This is a genomic window from Streptomyces sp. NPDC005706, assembly GCF_040631045.1.
GTDB lineage: Bacteria > Actinomycetota > Actinomycetes > Streptomycetales > Streptomycetaceae > Streptomyces.
Window position 1 is genome coordinate 90,750 of the sequence record NZ_JBEXYS010000008.1, and the last position, 22,672, is coordinate 113,421.

General features: G+C 73.3%; 21 protein-coding genes and 1 pseudogene. 7 read left to right on the forward strand and 15 right to left on the reverse strand.

Annotation, left to right across the window (positions count from 1 at the left end):
* Positions 1–70 precede the first annotated feature (70 nt).
* From ABZ478_RS16725 to ABZ478_RS16735, 3 genes are all read left to right on the forward strand, one after another.
* On the forward strand, positions 71–1,651 hold the full coding sequence (locus ABZ478_RS16725; RefSeq protein ID WP_359549760.1) for a carbohydrate-binding protein: 1,581 nt from the start codon (positions 71–73) through the stop codon (positions 1,649–1,651).
* Between the two features lie 165 nt (positions 1,652–1,816).
* Complete coding sequence (locus ABZ478_RS16730; protein WP_359549762.1) at positions 1,817–1,993, forward strand: hypothetical protein; 177 nt, start codon at positions 1,817–1,819, stop codon at positions 1,991–1,993.
* A 132-nt stretch (positions 1,994–2,125) separates the two neighbouring features.
* A complete protein-coding gene (locus ABZ478_RS16735; protein ID WP_359549765.1) occupies positions 2,126–3,016 on the forward strand; it encodes an SDR family oxidoreductase in 891 nt (296 codons plus the stop codon).
* 28 nt (positions 3,017–3,044) lie between these two features.
* Here the strand turns inward: ABZ478_RS16735 and ABZ478_RS16740 are convergent, their stop codons facing one another.
* From ABZ478_RS16740 to ABZ478_RS16760, 5 genes and pseudogenes are all read right to left on the reverse strand, one after another.
* Positions 3,045–4,064 (reverse strand): aminoglycoside phosphotransferase family protein, encoded by a 1,020-nt coding sequence (locus tag ABZ478_RS16740; RefSeq protein WP_359549768.1) that lies wholly within the window; start codon positions 4,062–4,064, stop codon positions 3,045–3,047.
* 59 nt (positions 4,065–4,123) lie between these two features.
* Positions 4,124–4,219, reverse strand: a pseudogene (locus ABZ478_RS16745).
* A 162-nt stretch (positions 4,220–4,381) separates the two neighbouring features.
* Positions 4,382–5,143, reverse strand: coding sequence for a polysaccharide deacetylase family protein (locus ABZ478_RS16750; RefSeq protein WP_359549770.1), 762 nt, complete (start codon positions 5,141–5,143; stop codon positions 4,382–4,384).
* Between the two features lie 204 nt (positions 5,144–5,347).
* The gene (locus tag ABZ478_RS16755) at positions 5,348–5,740 is read right to left on the reverse strand and encodes a RidA family protein (RefSeq protein WP_359549772.1); all 393 of its coding nucleotides are present in this window, start codon (positions 5,738–5,740) and stop codon (positions 5,348–5,350) included.
* A gap of 62 nt (positions 5,741–5,802) precedes the next feature.
* On the reverse strand, positions 5,803–6,573 hold the full coding sequence (locus ABZ478_RS16760; RefSeq protein WP_359549774.1) for an isoprenyl transferase: 771 nt from the start codon (positions 6,571–6,573) through the stop codon (positions 5,803–5,805).
* 123 nt (positions 6,574–6,696) lie between these two features.
* On the opposite strand from ABZ478_RS16760, the gene ABZ478_RS16765 reads away from it, so the two are divergent.
* On the forward strand, positions 6,697–7,662 hold the full coding sequence (locus ABZ478_RS16765) for a TAXI family TRAP transporter solute-binding subunit (RefSeq protein WP_359549775.1): 966 nt from the start codon (positions 6,697–6,699) through the stop codon (positions 7,660–7,662).
* Here the strand turns inward: ABZ478_RS16765 and ABZ478_RS16770 are convergent.
* The 8 genes from ABZ478_RS16770 to mdlC form a co-directional block, all read right to left on the reverse strand.
* Positions 7,641–9,062: a HAMP domain-containing sensor histidine kinase gene (locus ABZ478_RS16770; protein WP_359549777.1), complete on the reverse strand. Its 1,422-nt coding sequence runs from the start codon at positions 9,060–9,062 to the stop codon at positions 7,641–7,643. The genes ABZ478_RS16765 and ABZ478_RS16770 overlap by 22 nt on opposite strands.
* Complete coding sequence (locus ABZ478_RS16775; RefSeq protein ID WP_359549780.1) at positions 9,059–9,760, reverse strand: response regulator transcription factor; 702 nt, start codon at positions 9,758–9,760, stop codon at positions 9,059–9,061. Before ABZ478_RS16775 ends, ABZ478_RS16770 begins: the two co-directional genes overlap by 4 nt.
* Before the next feature lie 83 nt (positions 9,761–9,843).
* Positions 9,844–11,196, reverse strand: a complete 1,353-nt coding sequence (locus ABZ478_RS16780) for an MFS transporter (protein ID WP_359550018.1) — start codon at positions 11,194–11,196, stop codon at positions 9,844–9,846.
* Positions 11,197–11,574: 378 nt separating this feature from the next.
* A complete protein-coding gene (locus ABZ478_RS16785) occupies positions 11,575–12,342 on the reverse strand; it encodes a GNAT family N-acetyltransferase (protein WP_359550020.1) in 768 nt (255 codons plus the stop codon).
* 278 nt (positions 12,343–12,620) lie between these two features.
* Positions 12,621–13,874 carry a SpoIIE family protein phosphatase gene (locus ABZ478_RS16790; protein WP_359549782.1) on the reverse strand — a complete coding sequence of 418 codons (1,254 nt, stop codon included), beginning with the start codon at positions 13,872–13,874 and terminating at the stop codon, positions 12,621–12,623.
* A gap of 177 nt (positions 13,875–14,051) precedes the next feature.
* Positions 14,052–15,335, reverse strand: coding sequence for an aromatic acid/H+ symport family MFS transporter (locus ABZ478_RS16795; protein ID WP_359549784.1), 1,284 nt, complete (start codon positions 15,333–15,335; stop codon positions 14,052–14,054).
* Positions 15,336–15,431: 96 nt separating this feature from the next.
* Positions 15,432–16,886, reverse strand: a complete 1,455-nt coding sequence (locus ABZ478_RS16800; protein ID WP_359549787.1) for a benzaldehyde dehydrogenase — start codon at positions 16,884–16,886, stop codon at positions 15,432–15,434.
* 65 nt (positions 16,887–16,951) lie between these two features.
* Positions 16,952–18,532, reverse strand: a complete 1,581-nt coding sequence (gene mdlC, locus ABZ478_RS16805) for a benzoylformate decarboxylase (protein ID WP_359549790.1) — start codon at positions 18,530–18,532, stop codon at positions 16,952–16,954.
* A gap of 98 nt (positions 18,533–18,630) precedes the next feature.
* On the opposite strand from mdlC, the gene ABZ478_RS16810 reads away from it, so the two are divergent.
* Positions 18,631–19,566, forward strand: coding sequence for a LysR family transcriptional regulator (locus ABZ478_RS16810; RefSeq protein ID WP_359549792.1), 936 nt, complete (start codon positions 18,631–18,633; stop codon positions 19,564–19,566).
* Between the two features lie 94 nt (positions 19,567–19,660).
* Positions 19,661–20,104, forward strand: coding sequence for a universal stress protein (locus ABZ478_RS16815; RefSeq protein ID WP_359549794.1), 444 nt, complete (start codon positions 19,661–19,663; stop codon positions 20,102–20,104).
* Positions 20,105–20,120: 16 nt separating this feature from the next.
* Here the strand turns inward: ABZ478_RS16815 and ABZ478_RS16820 are convergent, their stop codons facing one another.
* Both ABZ478_RS16820 and ABZ478_RS16825 read right to left on the reverse strand, forming a co-directional pair.
* Positions 20,121–20,804: a CBS domain-containing protein gene (locus ABZ478_RS16820; RefSeq protein ID WP_359549797.1), complete on the reverse strand. Its 684-nt coding sequence runs from the start codon at positions 20,802–20,804 to the stop codon at positions 20,121–20,123.
* A 55-nt stretch (positions 20,805–20,859) separates the two neighbouring features.
* Positions 20,860–21,204 carry an STAS domain-containing protein gene (locus ABZ478_RS16825; protein WP_359549800.1) on the reverse strand — a complete coding sequence of 115 codons (345 nt, stop codon included), beginning with the start codon at positions 21,202–21,204 and terminating at the stop codon, positions 20,860–20,862.
* A 332-nt stretch (positions 21,205–21,536) separates the two neighbouring features.
* Here ABZ478_RS16825 and ABZ478_RS16830 point away from each other — a divergent pair, with 332 nt between their 5' ends.
* Entirely contained in the window at positions 21,537–22,607 is a 1,071-nt protein-coding gene (locus ABZ478_RS16830) for a zinc-dependent alcohol dehydrogenase family protein (protein ID WP_359549803.1), read from the forward strand.
* The last annotated feature ends 65 nt before the right edge of the window (positions 22,608–22,672 follow it).

Consider the following 22,672-nt stretch of genomic DNA (forward strand, 5'->3'; position numbering starts at 1 on the left):
GCTCCACGGCACCAAGGCTCCACGGCACCGCACCCGTCCAGCCGACCCCCACCATCCTGGAGACAAGCCGATGTACCTGAGAGCAGCCATCGCCTGCGCCTGTCTGACCGCCGGCACGCTCGTCGCGCTGTCCGGTCCCACGGCGCAGGCCGCCACCACCCGCTACGAGGTGGAGAGTTCCCCCGCCGTCTGCACCGGCACCATCGACTCCGACTGGGCGGGATACTCCGGCAGCGGATTCTGCAACGGCACCAACGCCAGCGGTGCCGCGGCCCAGTTCACCGTCAACGCCACGAGCGCGGGCACCGCCACCCTCAAGGTGCGATTCGCCAACGGCACCACCACGGCACGGCCCGCCACCGTCACCGTCAACGGGGCGACGGCCACCACGGCCTCCTTCGAGGGCACCGGGGCCTGGAGCACCTGGGCGACGAAGACGCTGACCGTGCCGGTGAAGTCCGGCGGCAACGTCATCCGGTTCAGCCCGACCGCCGCCGACGGACTGCCCAACCTCGACCACCTCGACGTCGACCTGGCCGGGGACACCACCCCGCCGCCTTCGGGTTCTGTGCTGTACGTCTCCCCGAGCGGCACCGACAGCGCGTCCGGCAGCCAGTCGAACCCGACCACCCTCACCTCCGCGCTCAGCCGCGTCACCCCCGGCGGCACCATCTATCTGCGCGGCGGAACCTACGCCTACGGGCAGACGGTCACCGTCCCCGAGGGCGGCGACGGCACCTCGGGCGCCCGCACCACGCTGAGCGCCTACCCGGGGGAGACCCCGGTGCTCAACTTCGCTTCGCAGAGCGAGAGTTCGTCCAACCGTGGCCTCCAGCTCAACGCCTCGTACTGGCATGTGTACGGTCTGGTCGTCGAGCACGCCGGTGACAACGGCATCTACGTCGGCGGCAGTCACAACGTCATCGAGCGCACGGTGACGCGCTTCAACCGGGACACGGGCCTGCAGCTCGGACGCATCGCCTCCAGTACGCCCAGGAGCCAGTGGCCGTCCGACAACCTCGTCGTGAGCGCCGAGTCGCACGACAACGCCGACTCCGATGGCGAGGACGCCGACGGCTTCGCGGCCAAGCTCACCGTCGGCACGGGCAACGTCTTCCGCTACGACGTCTCCCACCACAACATCGACGACGGCTGGGACCTCTACACCAAGACCGACACCGGCGCCATCGGCCCGGTGACCATCGAGAACTCCCTGTCCTACAGCAACGGCACCCTCTCCGACGGCACCGTGAACGCCAACGGCGACCGCAACGGCTACAAGCTCGGCGGCGACGACATCGCGGTCGACCACGTCGTCCGGCACAGCATCGCCTACCGCAACGGCCACCACGGGTTCACCTACAACAGCAACCCCGGTTCGATGCAGATCGCCGACAATGTCGGCATCGACAACGCCGAGCGCAACTACTCGTTCGACAAGGGCACTTCGGTGTTCCGGACCAACACCTCGTGCCGCTTCTCCAGTGGTGGGTCGAACGACAAGACGGTCGGCGACGCCGACAGCTCCAACCAGTTCTGGACCGGCTCGAACGGCTCCCGGTGCGCCTCCTACTCCGGCGCCCTCGGCTGGTCCTTCGCCTCGGCCGGCAGCCTCGTGGTGACCTTCGGCGGCAAGGTCGTCAACCCGTAACCGGTCCGCGCGGGCATCCGTGCCGCGGGACGCCGTGCGCCGGCGTCCCGCTCCGGCACGCCGACCGCGATTTTCCACTACCGCAAGTAACGTGATCACCTTCTCCCGGCTATACCAGTCAGTCAACTTTGCACGCCTGCGGGCGTGCTCCGCCCGGAGAAGTCCATGTCCTCTGAAGCCTTCGAGAACGCGCGCCTCACGTACGAGCAGCACATGCGGACCTGCCGCCAGTGCCATGCCGACACCGTGCCCTGCGCGGTGTCCAAGCACCTGCTGCGAATCTGCAACAACGCCCGCAGGGAGTTGCTGCGCTCCTCGGGCCACCGGTCCGCCCGGGCCTGACCCCTCGCCCCAGCGTCCCGGGCGCCGGCCGGGCGCCCCGGGGTTTCCGTTTCCGCAGGCCGGGGGCTTTCGGCCGGGGCTATCGGGGAACCCGGCCGGCTGTCCCGCCCGCCCGAGACGACGGAGGCCGACGTGAGCGACAAGCAGAGCCCGCAGCCCGACCCGACCACCCGGCACCCCCGACCGGACTTCCCCTCCCAGGACCAGCCGCACCCCGGCTGGACCGGCCCGATGGACCCGCCGCCCGACCACGGCGAGGAGTCCTACCGGGGCGCCGACCGCCTGAGCGGCTTCAAGACCGTGATCACAGGCGGTGACTCCGGGATCGGCCGGGCGGTCGCACTGGCCTTCGCCCGCGAGGGCGCCGATGTGCTGTTCACCCACCTCGCAGAGGAGAAGGACGACGCGCGCGAGACCGCCCGGCTGGTCGAGGACGCGGGCCGCAAGGCGGTCGCCGTGTCCTGTGACATCAGGGAGGAGGGCGAGTGCCGTGCGCTGATCGGGCGGGCGGTCGACGAGTTCGGGCACATCGACGTGCTGGTGAACAACGCCGCCTACCAGATGTCCCAGCCGGACGGTATCGAGGCGATCAGCACCGAGCAGTTCGACCGGGTGCTGCGCACGAACCTGTACGGCATGTTCTGGCTCACCAAGTTCGCGCTGCCGCACATCCCGGCCGGGGGCAGCGTCATCAACACCACGTCGGTGCAGGCGTACAAGCCCAGTCCGCACCTGCTCGACTACGCCATGACCAAGGGCGCGATCGTCACCTTCACCCAGGGACTGGCCCAGATGGTCGCCGAGCGCGGCATCCGGGTCAACGCGGTGGCGCCCGGCCCCGTGTGGACGCCCCTGATCCCGGCGACGCTGCCCGACACTGCCGAGTTCGGCAAGCAGAGCCCGCTCGGCCGCCCGGCTCAGCCCGCCGAACTCGCCCCGGCCTACGTCTATCTCGCCGCCGACCAGGCGAGCTTCGTCACGGCCGAGATCCTCAACGCCACTGGCGGCACCCCGCTGCCCTGACCTGGGTGCCCCGGCCGGCGTCCCCCGGCTACAGCGGGGGCTCCTCGGCGAGTTCCAGCAGCGAGCGGGCGCTCTCGGCGGTCAGGGGAGAGGCCTCGGCCGCGGACGGGAACAGACCGCCCCAGGCCCGGGCCCGCCCCAGGGCGCTCAGCCGCCAGGCCAGTCGCACGGCGCGCCGGAGCTCCGCCGCCGTGCGGCCGGCTCCCGTCCACGGCTCAAGGTAGGCGTCGCGCAGCCGCGGCAGTACGCCCGGCCCGTACCGTTCACAGGCCTTGCGGGCCGGGACCCGCAGGCTGCAGAACGGGTGGGAGACGGCCGCGTCGCCCCAGTCGAAGAAGGTGAACCGGCCCGGCTCCGGGTGGAACAACTGTCCGTCGTGCAGATCGACATGGTCGAGCGAGTCGGGTACGCCCAGGGAGGCGAGTTCGGCGCACCAGTCCGTCAGCAGGGGCCTCAGTTCCGCCAGCCGGGCGCGTTCGTCCGGCCGCAGTGCCGGGCTGCCGGCAAGCAACTCGTCGAAGACGCCGGGAAGTTCGGCGGTGCGGGCGCTCGGCACACCGAGCCGTTCGAGTTCCCGCGCGTGCGGGACCAGCGCGCACTGCATGCTCCCGTACTGGCGCAGCAGGTCCTCCCAGGCCGCCGGCTCGACGGGCTCCCGCTCGAGCACGTCCCGGAAGAGCGCGCCCCCGTCGGGCAGCAGCGACCAGGCACGGTCGGCGTCGATCGCGAGCGGAGCCAGAACGTGCCGCGGCACCCAGCGGGCGAGCGCGGCGGTGAGCGCGCCCTCGAAACCACTGGCCGGCGGATTCGCCTTGAACCAGACGGTCTCCCGGCTCGCGGCGGTCTCCCGGCCGGCGACGGGCACCCGCACCAGCACGGACCACGGCCGCAGCCGTACCCGCAGCCCGCCGGAGATCCGCAACCCGTGGGCGCAGAGCCCGTCCTCCAGCCAGCCGAGGGCCGCGGACCGCCAGCTCTCCTGCTCCCAGGGGGTCACCGCGTCCGGGTAGGCGCCCCGGTCCACGGTCAGTGACGCAACATCTCGCATCCGGCCATCCCAGCCTGGCTCATGCCGTGCGGCCAGCGGTTTTCCATATCGGCGAGCGGCGGAGAGGGCAGGATTCGAACCTGCGTGGACCCCTGGCGGGGCCCGACCTCGAGACGTGCTCTCGGTCCCCGATCAACCACTCCGGGCACCTCTCCCTGTTCCCGGCCCGGTCTCCCGCGCCGTTCACACGTACTACGTTGACAGGCCCCGCTGACCGCCCCCTGACGCCCCGCTGACACCGCGACGGCTCATGCGCGTCAGGCCGTCCACTTCCCGAGCCCGGCCCGATCCGTCGTCCCGCCCGCCCGCGGTCGCGTTCAACGCACCGGGAAGCCGAAGGAGTAGCCCTGCTGCTTCAGCCAGGGCAGCACGGTCCGCAGGGCGGCCACCGTCTGCGAGCGGTCACCGCCGGCGTCGTGGAAGAGCAGGGTGGGGCCGTTGGGCAGTTCCCGCTGGACGGTGGCGACGATGGCCTCGGTGCCGGGCCGCTCGAAGTCCTTGGAGTCGACGTTCCAGCCGAGCGGCCGCATGCCGTGGGAGGCCGCGAGATGCCGGCTGTACGGGGTGAAGGCACCGCCGGGGGCACGGTAGTACAGGGGGCGCACACCACCGGACGCCTTGGTGATCTGGCGTTCGGCGGTGACGATCTGCTCCGACTGGTAGGACTGCGGCTTCTTGTCCATGGTGGTGTCGTGCGACACCGAGTGGTCGCACAGCCGGTGCCCCGCCGCCACCACCTGCTTGACCAGGTCCGGGTGGGCCTCGGCCTGGGGCCCGACCATGCAGAAGGTCGCCTTCACACCGTTGTCCCGCAGCACCTGGAGCACCTGCGGGGTCCAGTTCGGGTCCGGGCCGTCGTCGATGGTGATGTTGACCGCGTGGTCGCCGCCGTCGGAGGCGTGGACGATGCCGGCGGACACGGGTGCCGCCTTCGGGGCGGCCGGCTTCGCCGCGGCCTGGTTCCCGCCCGCTGGGCCCGCCTGCGCGGTCCACACCGAGGTCGCGGCGGCCACCGCCGTCACGCCGACCGCCGCCGCGACCACCCGGCCGTACCATCCCCGCCCGCCGTGCCGTGCCATGTCCCGCCCCGTTCCCGCCGTGTTGGTGTCCCCGTGCACATGGCAGGACGGGCGGGAACGGCCGGAGGATCCCGCTGTTACCGATCAAGGACAATTCCGGGGTGCTTCCGGGACAACGAAGCGAGCGCCGGGACAGGAACTGCCGTCCGCCGCCCTGGCTGTCCCCGGCCCGGCGCGGCCCGCCCACTCGGGTCCGTGACCGCGTCAGGCAGCCGACGGGCGGCGCGCGTCCACCTCGATCTCGATCTTCATACGGGGGTCGGCGAGACCGCACACGAGCATCGTCGCGGCGGGGCGGACCTCGCCGAAGTGGCGGCGCAGCACCGGCCAGCAGGGCTCGAAGTCGGCGCGTTCGGGCAGGAGATAGCGCACCCGCACCACATCGGGGAGGCCGCAGCCGGCCTCGGCCAGCGCGGCCCCTATGTTGCGCAGGCACTGCTCGGCCTGTTCCACCACGTCGTCGGAGATGGTCATCGTGGCGTAGTCGAACCCGGTCGTGCCGGACACATGCACCCGGTCGCCGTCCACCACGGCGCGGGCGTACCCGATCTGCTCCTCGAAGGTGGAACCGCTGAGGATCGCACGTCGCATCGTCATGCGCCGCACGCTAAGTGACCTGCGCCGGTCCGGCCAACACCGGCCCGGCGCACGGGGTCCGGTCAACGGCCGTAGCGGCGGTCCCGGGCGGCGTACGAACGCAGGGCGCGCAGCAGGTCGATCTGACGGAAGGCGGGCCACAGGACGTCGACGAAGTGCACCTCCGCGTAGGCGGACTGCCACAGCAGGAAGCCGGACAGCCGCTGTTCGCCCGAGGTGCGGATGATGAAGTCGGTGTCGTCACCGGCCGGCGAGTACAGGTTGTCGCTGATGTGCTCCAGGTCGAACTCCGCGGCCAGGTCGCGGGGATCGCCGCCGGCGCCGATGTGCTTGTCGAAGGCAGCCCGGACGGCGTCGACGATCTCCCGGCGGCCGCCGTAGCCCACGGCGACGTCGACCTTGAGGCCGCCCCGGCCGGCGGTGCCCACCGCGGCCTCCTTCAGGACGCGGGCGGTGTTCCCGGGCAGCAGGTCCAGCGCGCCGATGATCTCGATCTCCCCGGGCTCGCCGGGAGCGCAGATCCGCTGGACGGTCTCCTCGATTATGGCGAGCAGCGGGCCGAGTTCGTCGGCCGGCCGGTGCAGGTTGTCGTCGGACAGCATCCACAGCGTGACGTGTTTGATGCCGGCGTCGGTGCACCAGTGCAGGAAGTCGGTGACCTTGGCGCCGCCGACGCGGTAGCCCTCGCGGACGTCGCTGTGTCCCGCGCCCCGGGCCCAGCGCCGGTTGCCGTCCAGCATGATCGCCACATGCCGTGGCCGGGGCAGGCCCTCCAGTTTGCGGTTCAGGCGCCGTACGTAGATCGCTTCCAACGCCGCACGCAAGGCCTTCATCGCCACACCGACATCCTTTCTCCGAGCCGTGTTGGAGGGCGCAACGATAGTCCCACGGCCGCCGCCCGGCACATCGCGGAAGGCCTGGCATCCGCGCCGCCGGGGAGCCGCTACGCTGCGGGCGTGACCGGTCGACCGATGAGCCGCCGCGGCCTGCTGCGGGCCGCGAGCCTCGGTCCGGCAGCGGCGGTCGCGGGCTGTTCCGGGGACAGCGGGCCCCGGTGGCGGCTCAGACTCGCCACGGGAGCGCCGGGAGGGCCGTACCACGCCTTCGGCCGGGCACTGGCGGCCGAGGCCGAACGCGGCGGCGCCCGGTCCCGCATCATCGCGCTCGGCACCTCGGCGAGCGTGGACAACCTGCGGATGCTCGCCGCGGGTTCGGCGGACCTCGGCCTCGCCATGGCCGACGCCGCCGAGGACGCCGTCCGGGGCCGCCCGCCGTTCACCCGCCCGACCGGGGTGACCGCCCTCGCCCGCGTCTACGTCAACTACGCCCACCTCGTCGTGCCGGCGCGCGGCCCCGTGCGGTCGGTGCGCGATCTGGCGGGGCTGACCGTGGCCACCGGCGCGGCGGGTTCCGGCGGGCAGGTGCTGGCCGGCCGGCTGCTGCGGGTCTCCGGGCTGACCGGTGAACGGTCGGTGCTGCAACGGCGGTTCGGGCTCGCCGCCTCGCTGGAGGCGCTGCGCACCGGCACGGTCGACGCCCTGGTCTGGGCCGGCGGCGTCCCCACCCCCGCGCTGTCCGCCCTGGCCCGCGAACTGCCGCTGCGCTTCCTGCCGCTGGCGGCCGCCGCGGGGACCCTGCGCGACACCTACGGCCCCGTCTACACGACCGTCACCCTCCCGGCCGGCGTGTACGGGCTCACCGCACCGGTCACCACCATCGGTGTGGGCAACTACCTGCTGGCCCGCCCCGGCGTGCCCCGGCAGGCCGTCGAGGACGTGCTCCGTGTGGTGTTCGACCGGTGGCGGGTGCTGCTGAGGGAGGTGACCGCGGGCGCCCGGCTCGAACCCCGGTTCGCCGTCGCCACGGGCGACGTACCCCTGCATCCGGGGGCGGTGGCCTACTACCGGTCGGTGTACGGCTGACCCGCGCCCCCGACGGAGCGCGCCACCGGATGTCGGACGGCAGGCAGCCGCAACTCCACGACCAAGCCGTGCGGTTGGCTGCGGGCCGTGCCGAGCCGGCCCCCGCTGAGCCGGGCGATCTCGTCGGCGATGGCCAGTCCGAGGCCGCTGCCGGGAAGGTTCTGGTGCTCGGGCGCCCGGGCGAAACGCCGGGTGAGCAGCGGCAGCCGGTCGTCCGGCACACCCGGTCCATTGTCACGGACACGCACCACGGCGTCGCCGTCCACCACGGTGGCCGCCACCTCGACGGCCCCGCCGGACGGGACGAACTTCACCGCGTTGTCCAGTGCGGCGTCCAGGATCCGGCCCACCGCGTCCGCCACCGCCGGCGCCCGCAGCGCCTCCGGCGGGCAACTGGCGGTCAGCGTCAGCCCGGAGGCCTCGAAAATCGGCCGCCACGCGGCCACCCGCTCGCGCACCGCACGCGTCACGTCCTGCTCCGTGCGCCGCACCGCGCCGGACTCCACACGCGCCAGCGCGAGCAGCCCGTCGAGGAGCTCCTCCAGGCGCTCCGCCTCGTCCAGGGCGCGCGCGTGTTCCTTCCGGCCGGGACCGGGCGGCAGGTGCGGCTCGACGTTCTCCAACTGCAGAACCAGGGTCGCCAGCGGATTGCGCAGCTGGTGCGAGGCGTCCGCGACGAAGGCGCGCTGGCGCCCCAGGGAATCGGCGACCGCCTCCGCCATGGCATTGAAGTGCCGCCGCAGGCTGCGCAGTTCGGGTGGCCCGGTATCGGACACGGCCCGCGTCCGAAGGCTGCCCGAGGCGAGAGCGGCGACCGCCCGGTCCAGATCGCGCACCGGGCGCATCAGCCAGCGGGTGATGCCGGCCGCGACCAGCGCGGCGGCCGTGAAGGCGGTGAGCGCTCCGCAGGCGATGAGCGCCCAGCGCACGGTCACGTCCCTGCGGGCGGCCGTGGTCGGCACGGCCAGCAGGACCGCCCCGCTGACCCGCTCGTCCCGCCCCACCGGCTCGGCGAGCACTGTCCGGTCCGGGCCCCAGGGCCGGACGGTGGGCAGCCGCTCGGTGGACCGGCCGGTCAGCGCCCGGTCCAGGACCTCGTCCGCCGCGGACCCGGAGACGACGGTCCCCGCCCGCGCCAGGGTCCGCCCCGCGGAGTCCACCACGGTCACCGAGGCGCTGTAGAGCCCGGCGTACCGGCGGATCTCGCCGGCCAGTTCGGCGCGGTCGGCCGCGGTCCGCGTCCGGTCGGCGAGGTCGGCGAAGCGCACCGCGTCGGAGCGTCGTTGCAGCAGCAGGTGCTCCGTGCGCCCGCTCGCGTACGAGCCGGCCAGCGGCGCGGACAGCAGCAGCGTCGCGGCCCCCATGAGCACCATCAGGACGGCGAGCAGCCTGCGCCTCATCGGCTCCCCGGTCCCGCCGCGGGCCCGCCCGGGGCGCCCAGCCGGTACCCGAAGCCCCGTACCGTGCGCACCAGTCCGGCACGGCCCGTCTTCGCGCGGATGCCCGCGACGTGCACGTCCAGGGACCGAGAGGCGGCGAGGAAGGCGTCGCCCCAGACCCGGTCCAGGATCTCCTCCCGGGAGTGCGCCTCGTCGGGCCGCGCCGCGAGGACGGCGAGCACGTCGAACTCCCGTCGGGTGAGCCGTACTTCGGTGCCCGCGACGGTGACCGTACGGCCCGCTACGTCGACCTCCACGTCCCCGGCGCGCACGGGACGCCCCCCGGTGCCGGCGCGGGACGGGGCCGCCCCGGTGCGGCGGCGTACGGTGTCGATCCGGGCCATCAGCTCGTTCATCCGGAACGGCTTGACCACGTAGTCGTCGGCGCCGGCCCGCAGCCCTTGCACGATGTCGCGTTCCTCGCAACGGGCCGTCACCACGATCAGCGGCGCGTCGCACACCGTGCGCAGCCGGCGCAACAGGTCCAGCCCGTCCAGGTCGGGCAGTCCGAGGTCGAGCAGCACGAACTGCGCCTCGTGGACGTGCCGAAGGGCGTCCAGAGCCCGGGCCGCCCGGCGCACGGTGTGCCCGCGCTGGGCGAGGGCCGTGGTCAGCGCCTGGGCCATCCGGTCGTCGTCCTCGACGAGCAGCGCGTGCATGGGAGTTCCTCGTGCCGTGGTGACCTGGGCGGCAGCTTACGCAGGCCACCCGGCCCAGGCCACCACCCGGTCGCCGCGCCCGGTCAGCGTACGGCCCGGGTGCGGTCGGGGACGGCGTCCGTGTCCGTCGCCGCCTCGGCGCGGCTGAGCACGGCGTCGCGGGTGTCAGGCATCAGGACGTAGGTGACCAGCGAGACGAGCGCACAGCCCGACACGTACCAGAAGAAGAGCTTCTCGTGACCGCCGTCCTTGAACCACAGGGCCACGTACTCGGCCGTGCCGCCGAACAGCGCGTTGGCGATCGCGTAGGGCAGCGCCACGCCGAGGGCGCGGACCCGGGTGGGGAACAGCTCCGCCTTCACGGCCGCGTTGATAGAGGTGTAGCCGGTGACGATCACCAGGGCGACCAGGGAGAGGCCCAGCGCCGGCCAGTACGAGGACGCCGAGCCGAGCGCGGTCATGATGGGGTACGTACCCACCGTGCAGCCCACTGCGAAGGTGATCAGCAGCGGGCGGCGCCCGATCCGGTCGGACAGGGCGCCGGCGAGCGGCTGGAGCAGCGCGAAGACGGCGAGCGCGGTGAAACTCACCAGCGTTGCCGTGGACTTGGCCATGCCGGCGCTGCCGATCAGGTACTTGGTGAGATAGGTGGTGTACGTGTAGTACGCCACCGTGCCACCCAGTGTGAGCGCCATGACGAGGCCGGCCTCGCGGCGGTGCTGCCACAGCACGGCGAGCGTGCCGCGCGCGCTGTCCGTACCCCCGTCCGCGCCGGACTCCTCGGTGAAGGCCGCCGTCTCCGTCAGCCGCCGCCGCAGCCAGTACACCACCACGGAGAACAGCGCACCGAGCACGAACGGGATGCGCCAGCCCCAGCTCTCCAGCTGTCCGGTGGTCAGCGTGTGCTGCAGTGTGATCAGTACGCCGAGGCCGAGGAGCTGACCGCAGGTCATCGACACGTACTGGAACGAGGAACCGAGACCGCGCCGGTTCCGGGCCGACGCCTCGGTCAGGTACGTGGCGCTGGCGGCGTACTCGCCTCCGATGCTCAGGCCCTGCAGCAGGCGGGCCAGCAGCAGCACCACGGCGCCGAGGTAACCCGCCCGGCCGTAGGTGGGGGCGAGGGCGATGAGCAGGGCGGCCACCGACATCAGGGTGACGGTGAGGGTGAGCGCGCTCTTGCGGCCGCGCCGGTCCGCCGCCCGCCCGAGGATCCAGCCGCCGACCGGCCGCATCAGGAAGCCGACGGCGAAGATCCCGGCCGTGTTCAGCAGCTTGGTGGTCGGATTGTCGCCGGGGAAGAACGAGTCGGCGAAGTAGATCGCGAAGCTCGCGTAGACGAACCAGTCGTACCACTCCACGAGGTTGCCCAGGGACCCGCCGACGAGGGCGAGGCGGCGGCTGCCGGGGGAGTGGCCCGGCGGTGTGCCGGGCATGGCGGCGGAGGATGACATGGCGGCTCCAGGTGGGGAATTCCGGTGGGAACGGGGAACGGGGCGGCCGCCCCCGGGACCTGAGTGCGCCCGAGCATGCGGGCGGCCGCCGCCCCCGGACAAGGACCGGCACGCAGATCTAACACGCCGCTAAGAAAGCGGCCTCGCCCGCCCGCGCCGAGGAGTACGCCCCCTGCTGTCGAACCGGGCCGTCCGACCCGGATTCGCCGGGTTCCGCCGCGACGTGGACCCGCGGTGCTACCTCGACGCGGCCCGGAAGCTGCCCCCGTTCACCCGGCCGGCCCTCGTCGACGGGGACGCGGACGACCACATGATGCCGGCGGGGGCCGAGGTGTGACCGGCCCCCACCGGATGCCTCGCTCACCCCTCCAGGGTCAGGTACAGGCGGGTGCCACGGGGCCGGAAGCCGACCCGTTCGTACACGCGGCGCGAGCCCTCGCCCGAGTACTCCAGCCACACGGACGACGTGCCACGGCTGAACGTGGTCGCGGCCAGGGCGGCGGTGACGGCTGCCGCGATGCCCCGGCCCCGGTACACGGGCCGGGTGCCGACGCCCGCCAGTTCCGCGGTGTCCTCGGCGGGCGCGGAGCAGAGGGCACCGCCGGCGCAGGTGCCGTCGGGCGCGCGTACGAAGCGGACGGCGCCGCCCTGTTCCTCGGTGCGCCGCAGGCGGGCCGCGCCCGCCTCGGAGGGGCCGAACTCACCGGCGAACGCCTCGGACAGGGCGGTGTCGACGGCCCGGTAGTCCTCGTCGGTGCGCGGCGCCCGGACGGCGAGACCTCCGTCCGGGCCGTCGCCGTTCGCCGGCACCACCAGGGTCGCGGGGGTGCAGACCAGGTAATCGTGGACCGCCTCGGTGCGGAACCCCGCCCGGCGCAGCGCGGGTTCGACGGCGGGCGCGGCGTCCGGGGCGAACTCCAGACGGGGCCGCAGACCGCGTTCACGGAACGCCCGGATCAGGGCGGTGACGTCCCGGTCGGCCGGCTCGGCACCGGGGAACGGGGTCGCGTAGTTGACGTACGGGCTGTCCGTCGCGGGATCGAAACCCGCGACGAAGCCCCCGGTCTCGACCGGCGCCGGACGGCGGAGCAGATGGGCGACGGCGAAGTTCTGCACGTTGTCGTGCACGATGATGTGGACCTCACGGTGAAGGGCAGCCGTCAGGGCTGCGGGACCGGCCGTGGCCGGGAACACGGGACATGCGTGGGGCCGCCGTGAGGAGACGCGAGGGCACCGGTCGCCGCCGTGGTGGCGGGCGGGGTCAGTGCCGACGGCGGCCGCTGTGGGACGCCGCGATCAATGGCTTCAGTCCTTCGCCGTGCGGAAGTTCGCGTGGATCAACTCGACGGATGCTGCCACACGCCGGGAGAGCCGCACAAGCCGTGGTCCGCCCGTTCCGGGCCCTCTCACAGCCGGACCACGACCAGGGCGATGTCGTCGTGGCCGCCGCTGGCCACACCGAGTTTGGTCAGCAGTGTGTCGGCGAGCCGTTCGGCGCCCAGGCCGCCGCACTCCGCTATCGCGCGCATCAGCCGGTCGAGGCCGGCGTCGATGTCCTCCCTGCGGCGCTCGATGAGCCCGTCGGTGTACAGCACCAGGGTGTCGCCGGGCGTGTACTGGATGCTGGCCTGGGGCCGCGGCACGTGCATCGGCCGCGCGCCCAGGGGCGGGTCGGTGGCCCGGTCCAGCAGCTCCGTACGGCCGTCCGGGTGAGCCAGCACCGGCGGTGGGTGGCCGGCGCAGCTGTAGGTGATCAGATGGCTGCGCCGGTCGACGATCGCCTTGACCGCCGTCGTGCCCAGGGCGCCCTCGATCGAGCGGGCGTACAGCCCCAGCACCTCCAGGGCCTGCGCGGGCCTCTCCAGGGCCCGGATGGCCGCCGACAGCGCGCTGCGCAGCATGCCCATCACGGCGGCGGCCTCCAGGCCGTGCCCGATGACGTCGCCGACCGCGAGGGCGAGCTGGTCCGGCGGAATGTCGACCACGTCGTACCAGTCGCCGCACACGTTCAGCGAGCCGATCGCGGGCAGGTAGCGCACCGCCACGTCGTGCGGATGGTGGGCCAGGTCGGGGGCGTGCAGCATGGCCTCCTGCAACGTGACCGCGATCTCCCGCTCCCGGGTGTTGGCCTGCCGCAGTTCCTCGTTCAGCCGCTGCAGCTCCCGCGCCCGGGAGTACAGCTCCGCCTCCAGCGCCTGGGCGGCCTCCAGACGCTGGCCGACCCGGACCCCGGTGGGGTTGCCGGCCTGGTGGGCCTTGACGAACGCGGTCACGTCCTCGACCCGGTGGATGATCCACGCGACCTGCCCGTCCGGCCCCATGACCGGGGTGTTCACCGGGGACCACCAGCGTTCCTCGAACTCTCCGGGCCGGCGCACGACGGGGATGTCGTACTTCTGCAGCGCCATCGTGTCCGGCTTGCGGGTGGACAGGACCCGGTGCAGGGAGGCGTTGAGATTCCGTGTCCCGTCGGCCTCCGGGTCGTTCGGGTTGTCCGGGAACGCCTGGAAGACGTGCTGCCCGATCAGGTCGTCGCGGGTCCGCCCGGTCGCCTCCAGATACGCCCGGTTGACATCCACGATCACCAGGTCCGGGCCCAGGACGAGGTACGGGCTCGGAGTGGCGGCGAACAGCGCCGCGTGATCGACCTCCGCCGGCATCCTCCGCTCCCTGTTCCACTGGTGGGCTGCACACCCAGGCTGCACCAGCCGGACGCGTCCCGCTCTTCCAGCGGCGCGCGGACACGACCGGGACACGAGCGAGGCACGACCGCGGCACGGGCCGTGTCCGGTCCGTGCCGCGGTCGTACTGTGCGGGTGTCCGTGCCCCGGGGCGCGTCAGACGGCGGGCCGGACGGCCTCCACCCCGGCCTGCCCGGCCGCGTGGGCCCGGCCCGGCAGCGTGAGCACGGCCGCGAAGCCGAGGACGGCCACGGCGGCGAAGAAGTAGAAGCCCCACGGGTGCCCGACCCCGGAGGCGACCAGCGCGCCGGTGATCGACGGGCCGACGATCGACCCGATGCGGCCGATGCCGGAGGCCGAGCCGAGCGCGGTGCCGCGCACGGCGGCCGGGTAGAAGTTGGTCACGTAGGCGTAGACGAGCACCTGCGCCGAGAAGACGAACACACCCGTCAGGAAGACCACCGTGTCGAGCAGCAGGTCGCTGTCCATCCGGATGCTGAGGCAGGCCAGCATCACCACCGAGACCGCGAACCAGCCGAGCGTGACCGGCTTGATGCCCCGACGGTCGGCGACGAAGCCGCCCAGCACCAGCCCGGCCACACCGCCGGCGTTGAGGATCAGGAGCTGGGTGACGGCCGTGGGGACGGGGTAGCCGGCCTCGTTCATCAGCTTGGGCAGCCAGGTGTTGAGGCCGTAGACCAGCAGCAGGCCCATGAAGGAGGCGACCCAGATGCCGATGCCCGCGCGCAGGTAGGCCGGCTTGAGCAGCTCGGCGAACGGCACGCGCTGGGCCCCGGTCGCCTTCCGGGCGCGCACGAACGCCTCCGACTCCGGCAGCCGGAACCACTGGACGACCGCCACGACGAGCCCGGCCGCGCCGAGGACGTAGAAGAGCACCTCCCAGTTGTCGGTCACCTGAAGGGCCAGCAGCGAGGTGATCACGGCACCGGTGTGGTAGCCGGTCATCGTCAGCGTGCTGGCGCGGGCCCGGCGCCGGGCGGGCATGTGCTCGGCCATCATCGTCAGCGACACCGGCATGCAGGCGCCGAGGCCGACACCGGCGATCAGCCGCAGCACGGCGAACATCGCCACGGAGGAGGCGAGCGGCACCAGCAGGGTGAAGACGGAGAACAGCACCACCGAGCCGATGAGCAGCAGGCGCCGCCCGAGCCGGTCGGCGAGCGGACCGACCAGGACCGCGCCGATGGCCACACCGACCAGCGAGAGCGTGGCGATGGTGGTGGCGTCCCCGGCGGTGATGCCGAGGTGCTTGGTCTTGATCAGGGTCGGGATGATGGCGCCGAGGACGACGAGGTCGTACCCCTCGAGCATGACGGTGATCCAGCACAGGACCACCGTCCAGAAGTCGCGGCCGGCGGCGCCGGTGCCCGCGGAGGTGTTGGACGCGTCGGACGCGTCGGAAGAGACGACGGATGCCATGGAGACATTCCCCCCAGAGCGGCTACGGGAGACGGATGTGGGTGAGCGGAAGCCGGAGCGGTCGCGCGGAGCTCCGGCGGAACGGGAACGCGGGGATCAGAACGGGTAGTCGGCGATGTCCGGCCGTACCGTGACCCACTGGGTCTCGGTGAAGGCCTCGATGTTTGCGGCGGCTCCGCCGAACCGGGACCCGGTGCCGGAGGCCTTGACCCCGCCGAACGGGGCGTGGGGCTCGTCGGCGACGGTCTGCTCGTTGATGTGGATTTTTCCGGAGTCGATCCGGTCGGCGAGTTTCATCGCCGTGCCGACGTCGCCGAGGATGCCGACGGACAGCCCGTACTCGCAGTCGTTGACGATCCGAGCGGCCTCCTCCGGCGTGGAGAAGCCGATGACGGGCGCGACGGGACCGAAGATCTCCTCGCGCCAGGCCGGCATGTCGGGGGTGAGGCCGGTCAGCACGGTGGCGCGGTATCCGGCGCCCACGATCTCGCCGCCCGCGGCCAGCTTGGCGCCCGCCGCGACGCTGTCGGTGACGATGCCGTGCACCCGCTCGAGCTGCCGCCGGTCGATGATCGGGCCCAGCGCCACGTCCTCCCGGGCCGGGTCGCCCACGGGCAGTGCCTCCGCCTTCGCGGCGAGCACCGCCGAGTACTCCTCCAGCAGCGACTCGTGCACGATGTGACGGCCGGTCGTCATGCAGATCTGCCCCTGGTGCAGATACGAGCCGAACGCGCCGGCGGAGGCCGCCTTGCGCACGTCGGCGCCGGGCAGCACCACCAGGGCGTTGTTCCCGCCGAGTTCGAGGTGGGCCCGCTTGAGCAGCCGGCCCGCCCGCTCGCCGATCGCGCGGCCGACCGGGGTGGAGCCGGTGAAGGAGACGACCCGCACCTCGGGCGCCTCGACGACCGCCTCGCCGACCGAGCCGTCGCCCGGGAGCAGGTGCAGCAGACCGGAGGGCAGCCCGGCCTCCTCGAAGACGCGGGCGATGACGACGCCACCGCTGACCGCGGTGCGCGGGTCCGGCTTCAGCAGGACCGCGTTGCCCAGCGCCAGCGCGGGCGCCACCGAGCGCAGGCCGAGGATGAGCGGGAAGTTGAACGGCGCGATCACGCTGACCACACCGGCCGGGCGGCGCCGGGCGAAGGACCAGCGGGCCTCCTCCGAGGCCAGCACCTCGCCCTGCGGATGCGTCGGCAGCGCCGCGCACTCGAAGCACTCGCCCAGGGCGAGCCCCACCTCGAAGGCCGCCTTGGACCGCACCGAGCCGGCCTCCCGCACCAGCCAGTCCTCGATCTCGGCGGCGTGCTCGGTGAACAGCTCGCCGGCGCGGCGCAGCACGGCCGCCCGTTCGGCGGCCGGGGTGGCCGCCCAGGTGCGCTGGGCCTCGGCGGCGCGGGCCGCGGCACGGCCGACGTCCCCGGCCGTGGCCAGGCCCACGGTGCCGAGCCGGTCACCGGTCGCGGGCTCGGTCACGGGCTGGTCGAGGGAGGCGTCCCGCCAGCCGTCGCCGAAGAGCCTCTTGCCCCAGACGGCGCTGTCCAGGAGTGTCATCGGTTTCCCTTCCGCCCCCGTCGGGGGGCGAGTTGTTCGAGAGGGGATGGGTGCCGGGAGGGTGGTCAGGACGGCGTGGTGAGCGCCGTGTCGACCTGGACCAGCCGGGGTCCGTCCGGGCGTTCGGCCAGCACGGCCCGCAGCTCGTCGACGCCGCCGACGTGCCGGGCGGGCACCCCGTAGCCCTCCGCGATACGGGTGAAGTCCAGACCCGGGATGTCCAGGCCCGGCGCGTCCGGCACGCCGAGCAGACCGCTGAACCAGCGCAGCGCCCCGTACGTCCCGTTGCGCAGCAGCACCACGGTGAGCGGGACCCGGTGCCGCGCGGCGGTCCACAGGGCGGTGATGCCGTAGTTGGCCGAGCCGTCCCCGATCACGCCGACGACCGGCCGGCCCGGCCGGCCCATGGCGACCCCGACCGCGCCGGGCAGCCCGAAGCCCAGGCCGCCGGCCGCCGGGAAGTAGTACGAGCCCGGCTCGCGCAGGTCCATCTGGCGCCACCACGCGGAGTTCGTCGAGGTCGACTCCACGACGTAGGCGGTGTCTCGGGGCTGCTCGTCCCGCAGGGCGGCGAAGACCTGCTCGGGGTGCAGGCGCGGTGCCTCGGCGGACGCCGGCTCGGGCGCCGGCCGGAACTCGCCGGTGGGCGCCGCGGGCGCGTCCAGCTCCTTCAGCAGCAGCTCGATCACCGCCGCCGGGTCGGCCACCAGCGCCTCGCCCATGGGGGCCCGCGCGGCGGCCGGTGCGTCCTCGGTCACCTGGATCAGCCGGGTGCCCTCCGGCAGGTACCGCCCGGGGACGTACTCGTGGTACCGGAACACCGGGGCGCCGAGCACCAGCACCAGATCGTGGCCCTCGAACGCCCGGGAGACCGGCTCGATCCCGGCCGGCAGCACACCGCGGAACAGCGGATGGCGGTTGGGGAAGGGCAGCCGGAACTGCGACGGCGCCGCCCACACCGGGCCGCCCAGCCGCTCGGCGAGGCGCACCGCGTCATGGAACAGTCCGGCGGAGTCGATGTCCCCGCCCAGCACCAGCGCGGGCCGCCGCGCCGCGGCGACCTGCTCGGCCAGCCGGCGTCCCTGCTCCGCGCCGGGCGCACCCGCGAGCTCCACCCGCCGGTCCAGCACGGCCTGGGAGTTCTCGCCCGCGTCGGCCGCCCAGTCGTCGTACGGCACGGAGAGGTAGGTCGGGCGGCGCTGCAACCGGGCCTCGAAGACCGCCTGGGCGAGCGCGCGCGGCACGTCCTGCGCACACGCCGGTTCGGCGGCCCAGCCGACCAGCGGCCGCATCAGCGCGGGGGCGTCGACGTTGGCGAGGTTGGCCTCGGGCCCGATGGCCGGCCGCACCTGCTGACCGGCCACGACCACCAGGGGCGTGCGCGAGGCCACCGCGTTCGTCAGCGCGCCCATGGCGTTGCCGGAGCCGGACGCGGCGTGCAGGTTGACCAGGACGGGACGGCCGGTCGCCTGGGCGTAGCCGTCGGCCATGCCCACCACGGCCCCCTCGTGCAGACCGAGGACGTAGCGGAACCCGTCCGGCAGGTCGGCGAGGAAGGGCAGCTCGTTGGAGCCGGGGTTGCCGAAGACGGTGGTGAGCCCCTGACGCCGCAGGAACTCGTGGGAGACATGACGCACGGATGGCACGGGTGCTTTTCCCTTCGGAAGTGACGCAGCACACGCTAAGGAGCCCACGACATGGTCACCAATAGATGTTGTCCGGCCCCGATATAGACTCCGTCGATATGAGCAGCTTCGACCTCAACCTCGCCCGTGTCTTCGTGCTGCTCTACGAGACCGGCAGCGTCACGGCGACCGCCGAGACCCTGCACGTCACCCAGCCCACCGTCAGCTACAGCCTGGGTAAACTGCGCCGCCACTTCGGCGACGACCTGTTCCGCCGGACCGGCCGGGGCCTCACCCCGACCGCCGGTGCCCGCCGCCTGTACGAGCCGCTGCAGCGGGCCCTGGCCGACATCGACGGGGCCATCCGCCAGTCCGACGACTTCGATCCGGCGGTCATGGGGGGCCGCTTCACCGTCTCCTTCTCCGACCTCGGTGAGGTGACCCTGCTGCCGCGCCTGGTGGCGGCGGCGCGCGAGCGCGCGCCCCGGGTGTCCTTCGCCGTCCGTTCCCTGGACGTGGACGACGCCGAGAGCCAGCTCCGCAGCGGCGAACTCGACGCCTTCGTCGCCACACCGGTGCTGACGTCCCACCGCACCGTGCGCATCCCCCTCTTCCACGAGCGCTACGTCGGCATGGTCGCCGCCGACCACCCCCGTGTCCGCGGTGCCTGCGTCACCCTGGCCGAACTCGCCGCCGAGCACCACGCGTCGGTGTACGGGCCCAGCGGGCACGTCGTCCCGCGGTCGCTGCTGGCCACCCATGGGCTGCTGGACCGCGTGGCAGTCGACGCGACCCGCTTCTCGGTGCTGCCGTACCTGCTGGAACGGACCGATCTGATCGCCATCGTCCCCGAGTACGTCGGCGAGGTCTTCACCGCCTCGCACCGCCTGCGGCTGGTCCGTCTGCCGTTCGACACCGAGCCCATCGAGATCGCGCTCTACGCCCGGCACGAGGCGTCCCGCAGCCCCTCGCAGCGCTGGCTGGTGCACTTCATGGCCGAGGTCCTGGGCGAACTGGTCAGCCCCGCGCAACTGCCGCCGACCGCCATCCGGTAGGGCGCGCTCTTCTGGCGGTGCGGCGCTGTCTCGCGCACCGTGGAGGGGATGGACCGTCCAGGCGGGCGCACGTTCCGCGAGAGAGGTGGGACACGTGGACAGCAATGTCTCCGGGCCGAAGGTCGTGGTCGGTGTCGACGGTTCGCCGTCCTCGTACGCGGCGCTGCGCTGGGCCGTGCGCTACGCGGACCTCGTCGGCGCCACCGTGGACGTCGTCACCGCGTGGGAGCTGCCGGGCCTGTACGGCTGGTCGGGGCCCGCGGTGGACATGGACGTCGACCGGGACGAGGCCCGGGAGCGGATGCGGCAGGAACTCACCGACGTGCTCGGCGCGGACGCGGCCGGCTCGGTGCGGACCCACGTGGTGCACGGCAACCCCGCCGATGTGCTGCTGCGGGCCGCCGAGGGCGCCGAGGCGCTGGTCGTCGGCAGCCGGGGCCGGGGCGGCTTCACCCGGGCCCTGCTCGGTTCCGTCGGCCAGCACGTGACACAGCACGCGACCTGCCCGGTCGTACTGGTGCGCCCCGAGCCGAAGTAGGACCGGCCGGGGGCGGTCACTCGGTGGCGACGCCCTGCCCGGCCACCGCGCCACGGCCGTCCGGCGGCAGATCGAACCGCACGTCGACCACGCCCTCCACGGCCCTGACCAGCCGGGCGGCCACGGGGACCAGGGCGGTGTCGCGCACCCGGCCGACGAGCGTCACCACCCCGTCCTCGACCACCACGTGCAGGGACGAGGCCGGCGGCGGGAAGAGGTAGGACACGATCTCGCGCCGGACCTGCTCGGCGATGTCCTCGTCCCCGCGCAGAAAGACCTTCAGCAGGTCGGCGCGGCTCACCACGCCCTGCAGCAGCCCGAGTTCGTCGACCACCGGCAGCCGCTTCACCGCGGCCCGCGCCATCACGCGGGCGGCCTCCGCGAGGGTGGCGTCCGCCCGTACGGTCACGGCGGGCGAGGACATCAGGTCCCCGGCGCTGAGCGCGCCGGCCTTGGCCAGGTCGGCGGGGCGGCGCAGCCGCGTGTACTCCTCGGCGGGGTCGTCCCGCAGTTCCTCCGTGGGCAGCAGGTCGGCCTCGGAGACCACACCCACGACCCGGCCCTCGCCCTCGATCACCGGCAGGGCGCTGACCCGCCAGTCCTGCATCATCTCCACGATCTCCTTGAACGGCGCCCGGCGGCCGACGGCGGCGACCGTGTGCGTCATGACGTCGCTGACGATGTGCGGGGTGCCGTACATGGGGACTCCAAGGGGGGACTTGGCTTCGGCGGCGGATCCGGCGGCGGGCCGGGTCCTAGGGCAGTCGCGAGTGCACGTCGAAGACGCCCCCGAGACCCGTGAGGCGCAGCATGCGCAGGAAACCCGTGCTGTCGTCGGCGACCAGCCGCAGCCGGCCCCGGCGGGCCAGCGTCCGGTTCCGGGTCCGGCACAGGACGCCCAGCCCGGTGCAGTCGATGAAGGTGGCCGGCCTGAGGTCGAGCACCAGATCGGGGCGCGGGCCCGCGGTGAGCGTGTCGAGCCGTTCCGCCAGCGCGTCCACGGACAGCAGGTCGATCTCCCCGTTCACGGCCACGACGGTCGCGCCGTCGGCCTCGCGGAGCGCGGAGGCCGGGCTGGGCATCGTGTGGTTCTCGGACATACAACGAGACAAACGCCTGCGGGGGTGTCCGCGGAAGGGCCGGTCGGCCCCATCCCGTGGCCGACAGGGCCCGCGGGGTGCGGTACGGGCATCGCGCGGCGTGAGGACGGCGCCCTCCGGGGGGCTGAAACAGGGCGGCCCGGCGGGGGCGAGGGGCCGGGACGGGCGCCCTCCGGCCGGTGGCGAGGGCCGGTCGGCCCCATGCGCGGGCCCCGAGTACCGCACAAGCTGGACATGTGCGGCACTTCCGGCAGTGTGCCGGAGTCCGGCCGGCGCCCGCGTGCCTGCCGGACGCCCTGGTCCCGCGGCAGACCGAAGAGGTGAGGAGCGTCATGAAGGGCTATGTCTTCCACGGTCCCGGGCAGGCCTCCTGGCAGGACGTCCCGGACCCGGCGATCAAGGAGCCGACCGACGCGATCGTGCGGGTCGGTGCCGTCACCATCTGCGGGACGGATCTGCACATCCTCAAGGGCGACGTGCCCGAGGTACGCCCCGGCACGGTGCTCGGCCACGAGGCGGTCGGCGAGGTCGTCGAGGTCGGCAGCGACGTGAACACCGTGCGGCCCGGTGACCGGGTGCTGCTCTCCTGCATCAGCTCCTGCGGCCGGTGCCGATTCTGCCGGGACGGCGCCTACGGCCAGTGCCGCGGCGGCGGGGGCTGGATCCTCGGCCACCTGATCGACGGCACCCAGGCCGAGTACGTCCGCGTGCCCTACGCCGACCTGTCCGTGCACCCGCTGCCCGGCGCGGTCCGCAGCGAGGACGCGGTACTGCTGGCGGACATCTTCCCGACCTCCTACGAGGTCGGCGTCCTCAACGGGCGGGTCCGTCCCGGTGACACCGTCGCCGTCGTCGGCGCCGGCCCCATCGGACTCGCGGCGATCATCACGGCACACCTGTTCTCGCCCGAGCGGATCATCGCCGTCGACCTGGCGCCGGCCCGGCTCGAGGCGGCCAGGCGGTTCGGCGCCGACGCGGTGGCCGACGTGCACGAGGCACCGCGGCAACTGGTGGCCGACCTGACCGACGGGCTGGGCGCGGACGTGGTCATCGAGGCGGTCGGCGTCCCCGAGAGCTTCGAACTGTGCACCCGCATGGTCCGCCCCGGCGGGCACGTCGCCAACATCGGCGTGCACGGCCGGCCCGCGACCCTGCACCTCGAGGACCTGTGGATCAGGAACGTGACCATCACCACCGGCCTGGTGGACACCTACTCCACCCCGACCCTGCTGCGGATGGCCGCCGCGGGCCGGCTGCCGACCGGCCGACTGGTCACGCACACCTTCCCGTTGCAGCAGATGGAGGAGGCGTACGACATCTTCTCCCGGGCCGGCGAGACCGGCGCGCTCAAGGTGGTTCTCGGCGGGGAGCAGCACGCGGAACTGGCCGTCCCCGCGGCCTGACCGAGCAGCGAGAAGGAGGCGAACGACCATGACCGGCAGGACAGGAGCGAGGACGGCGGCCCCCT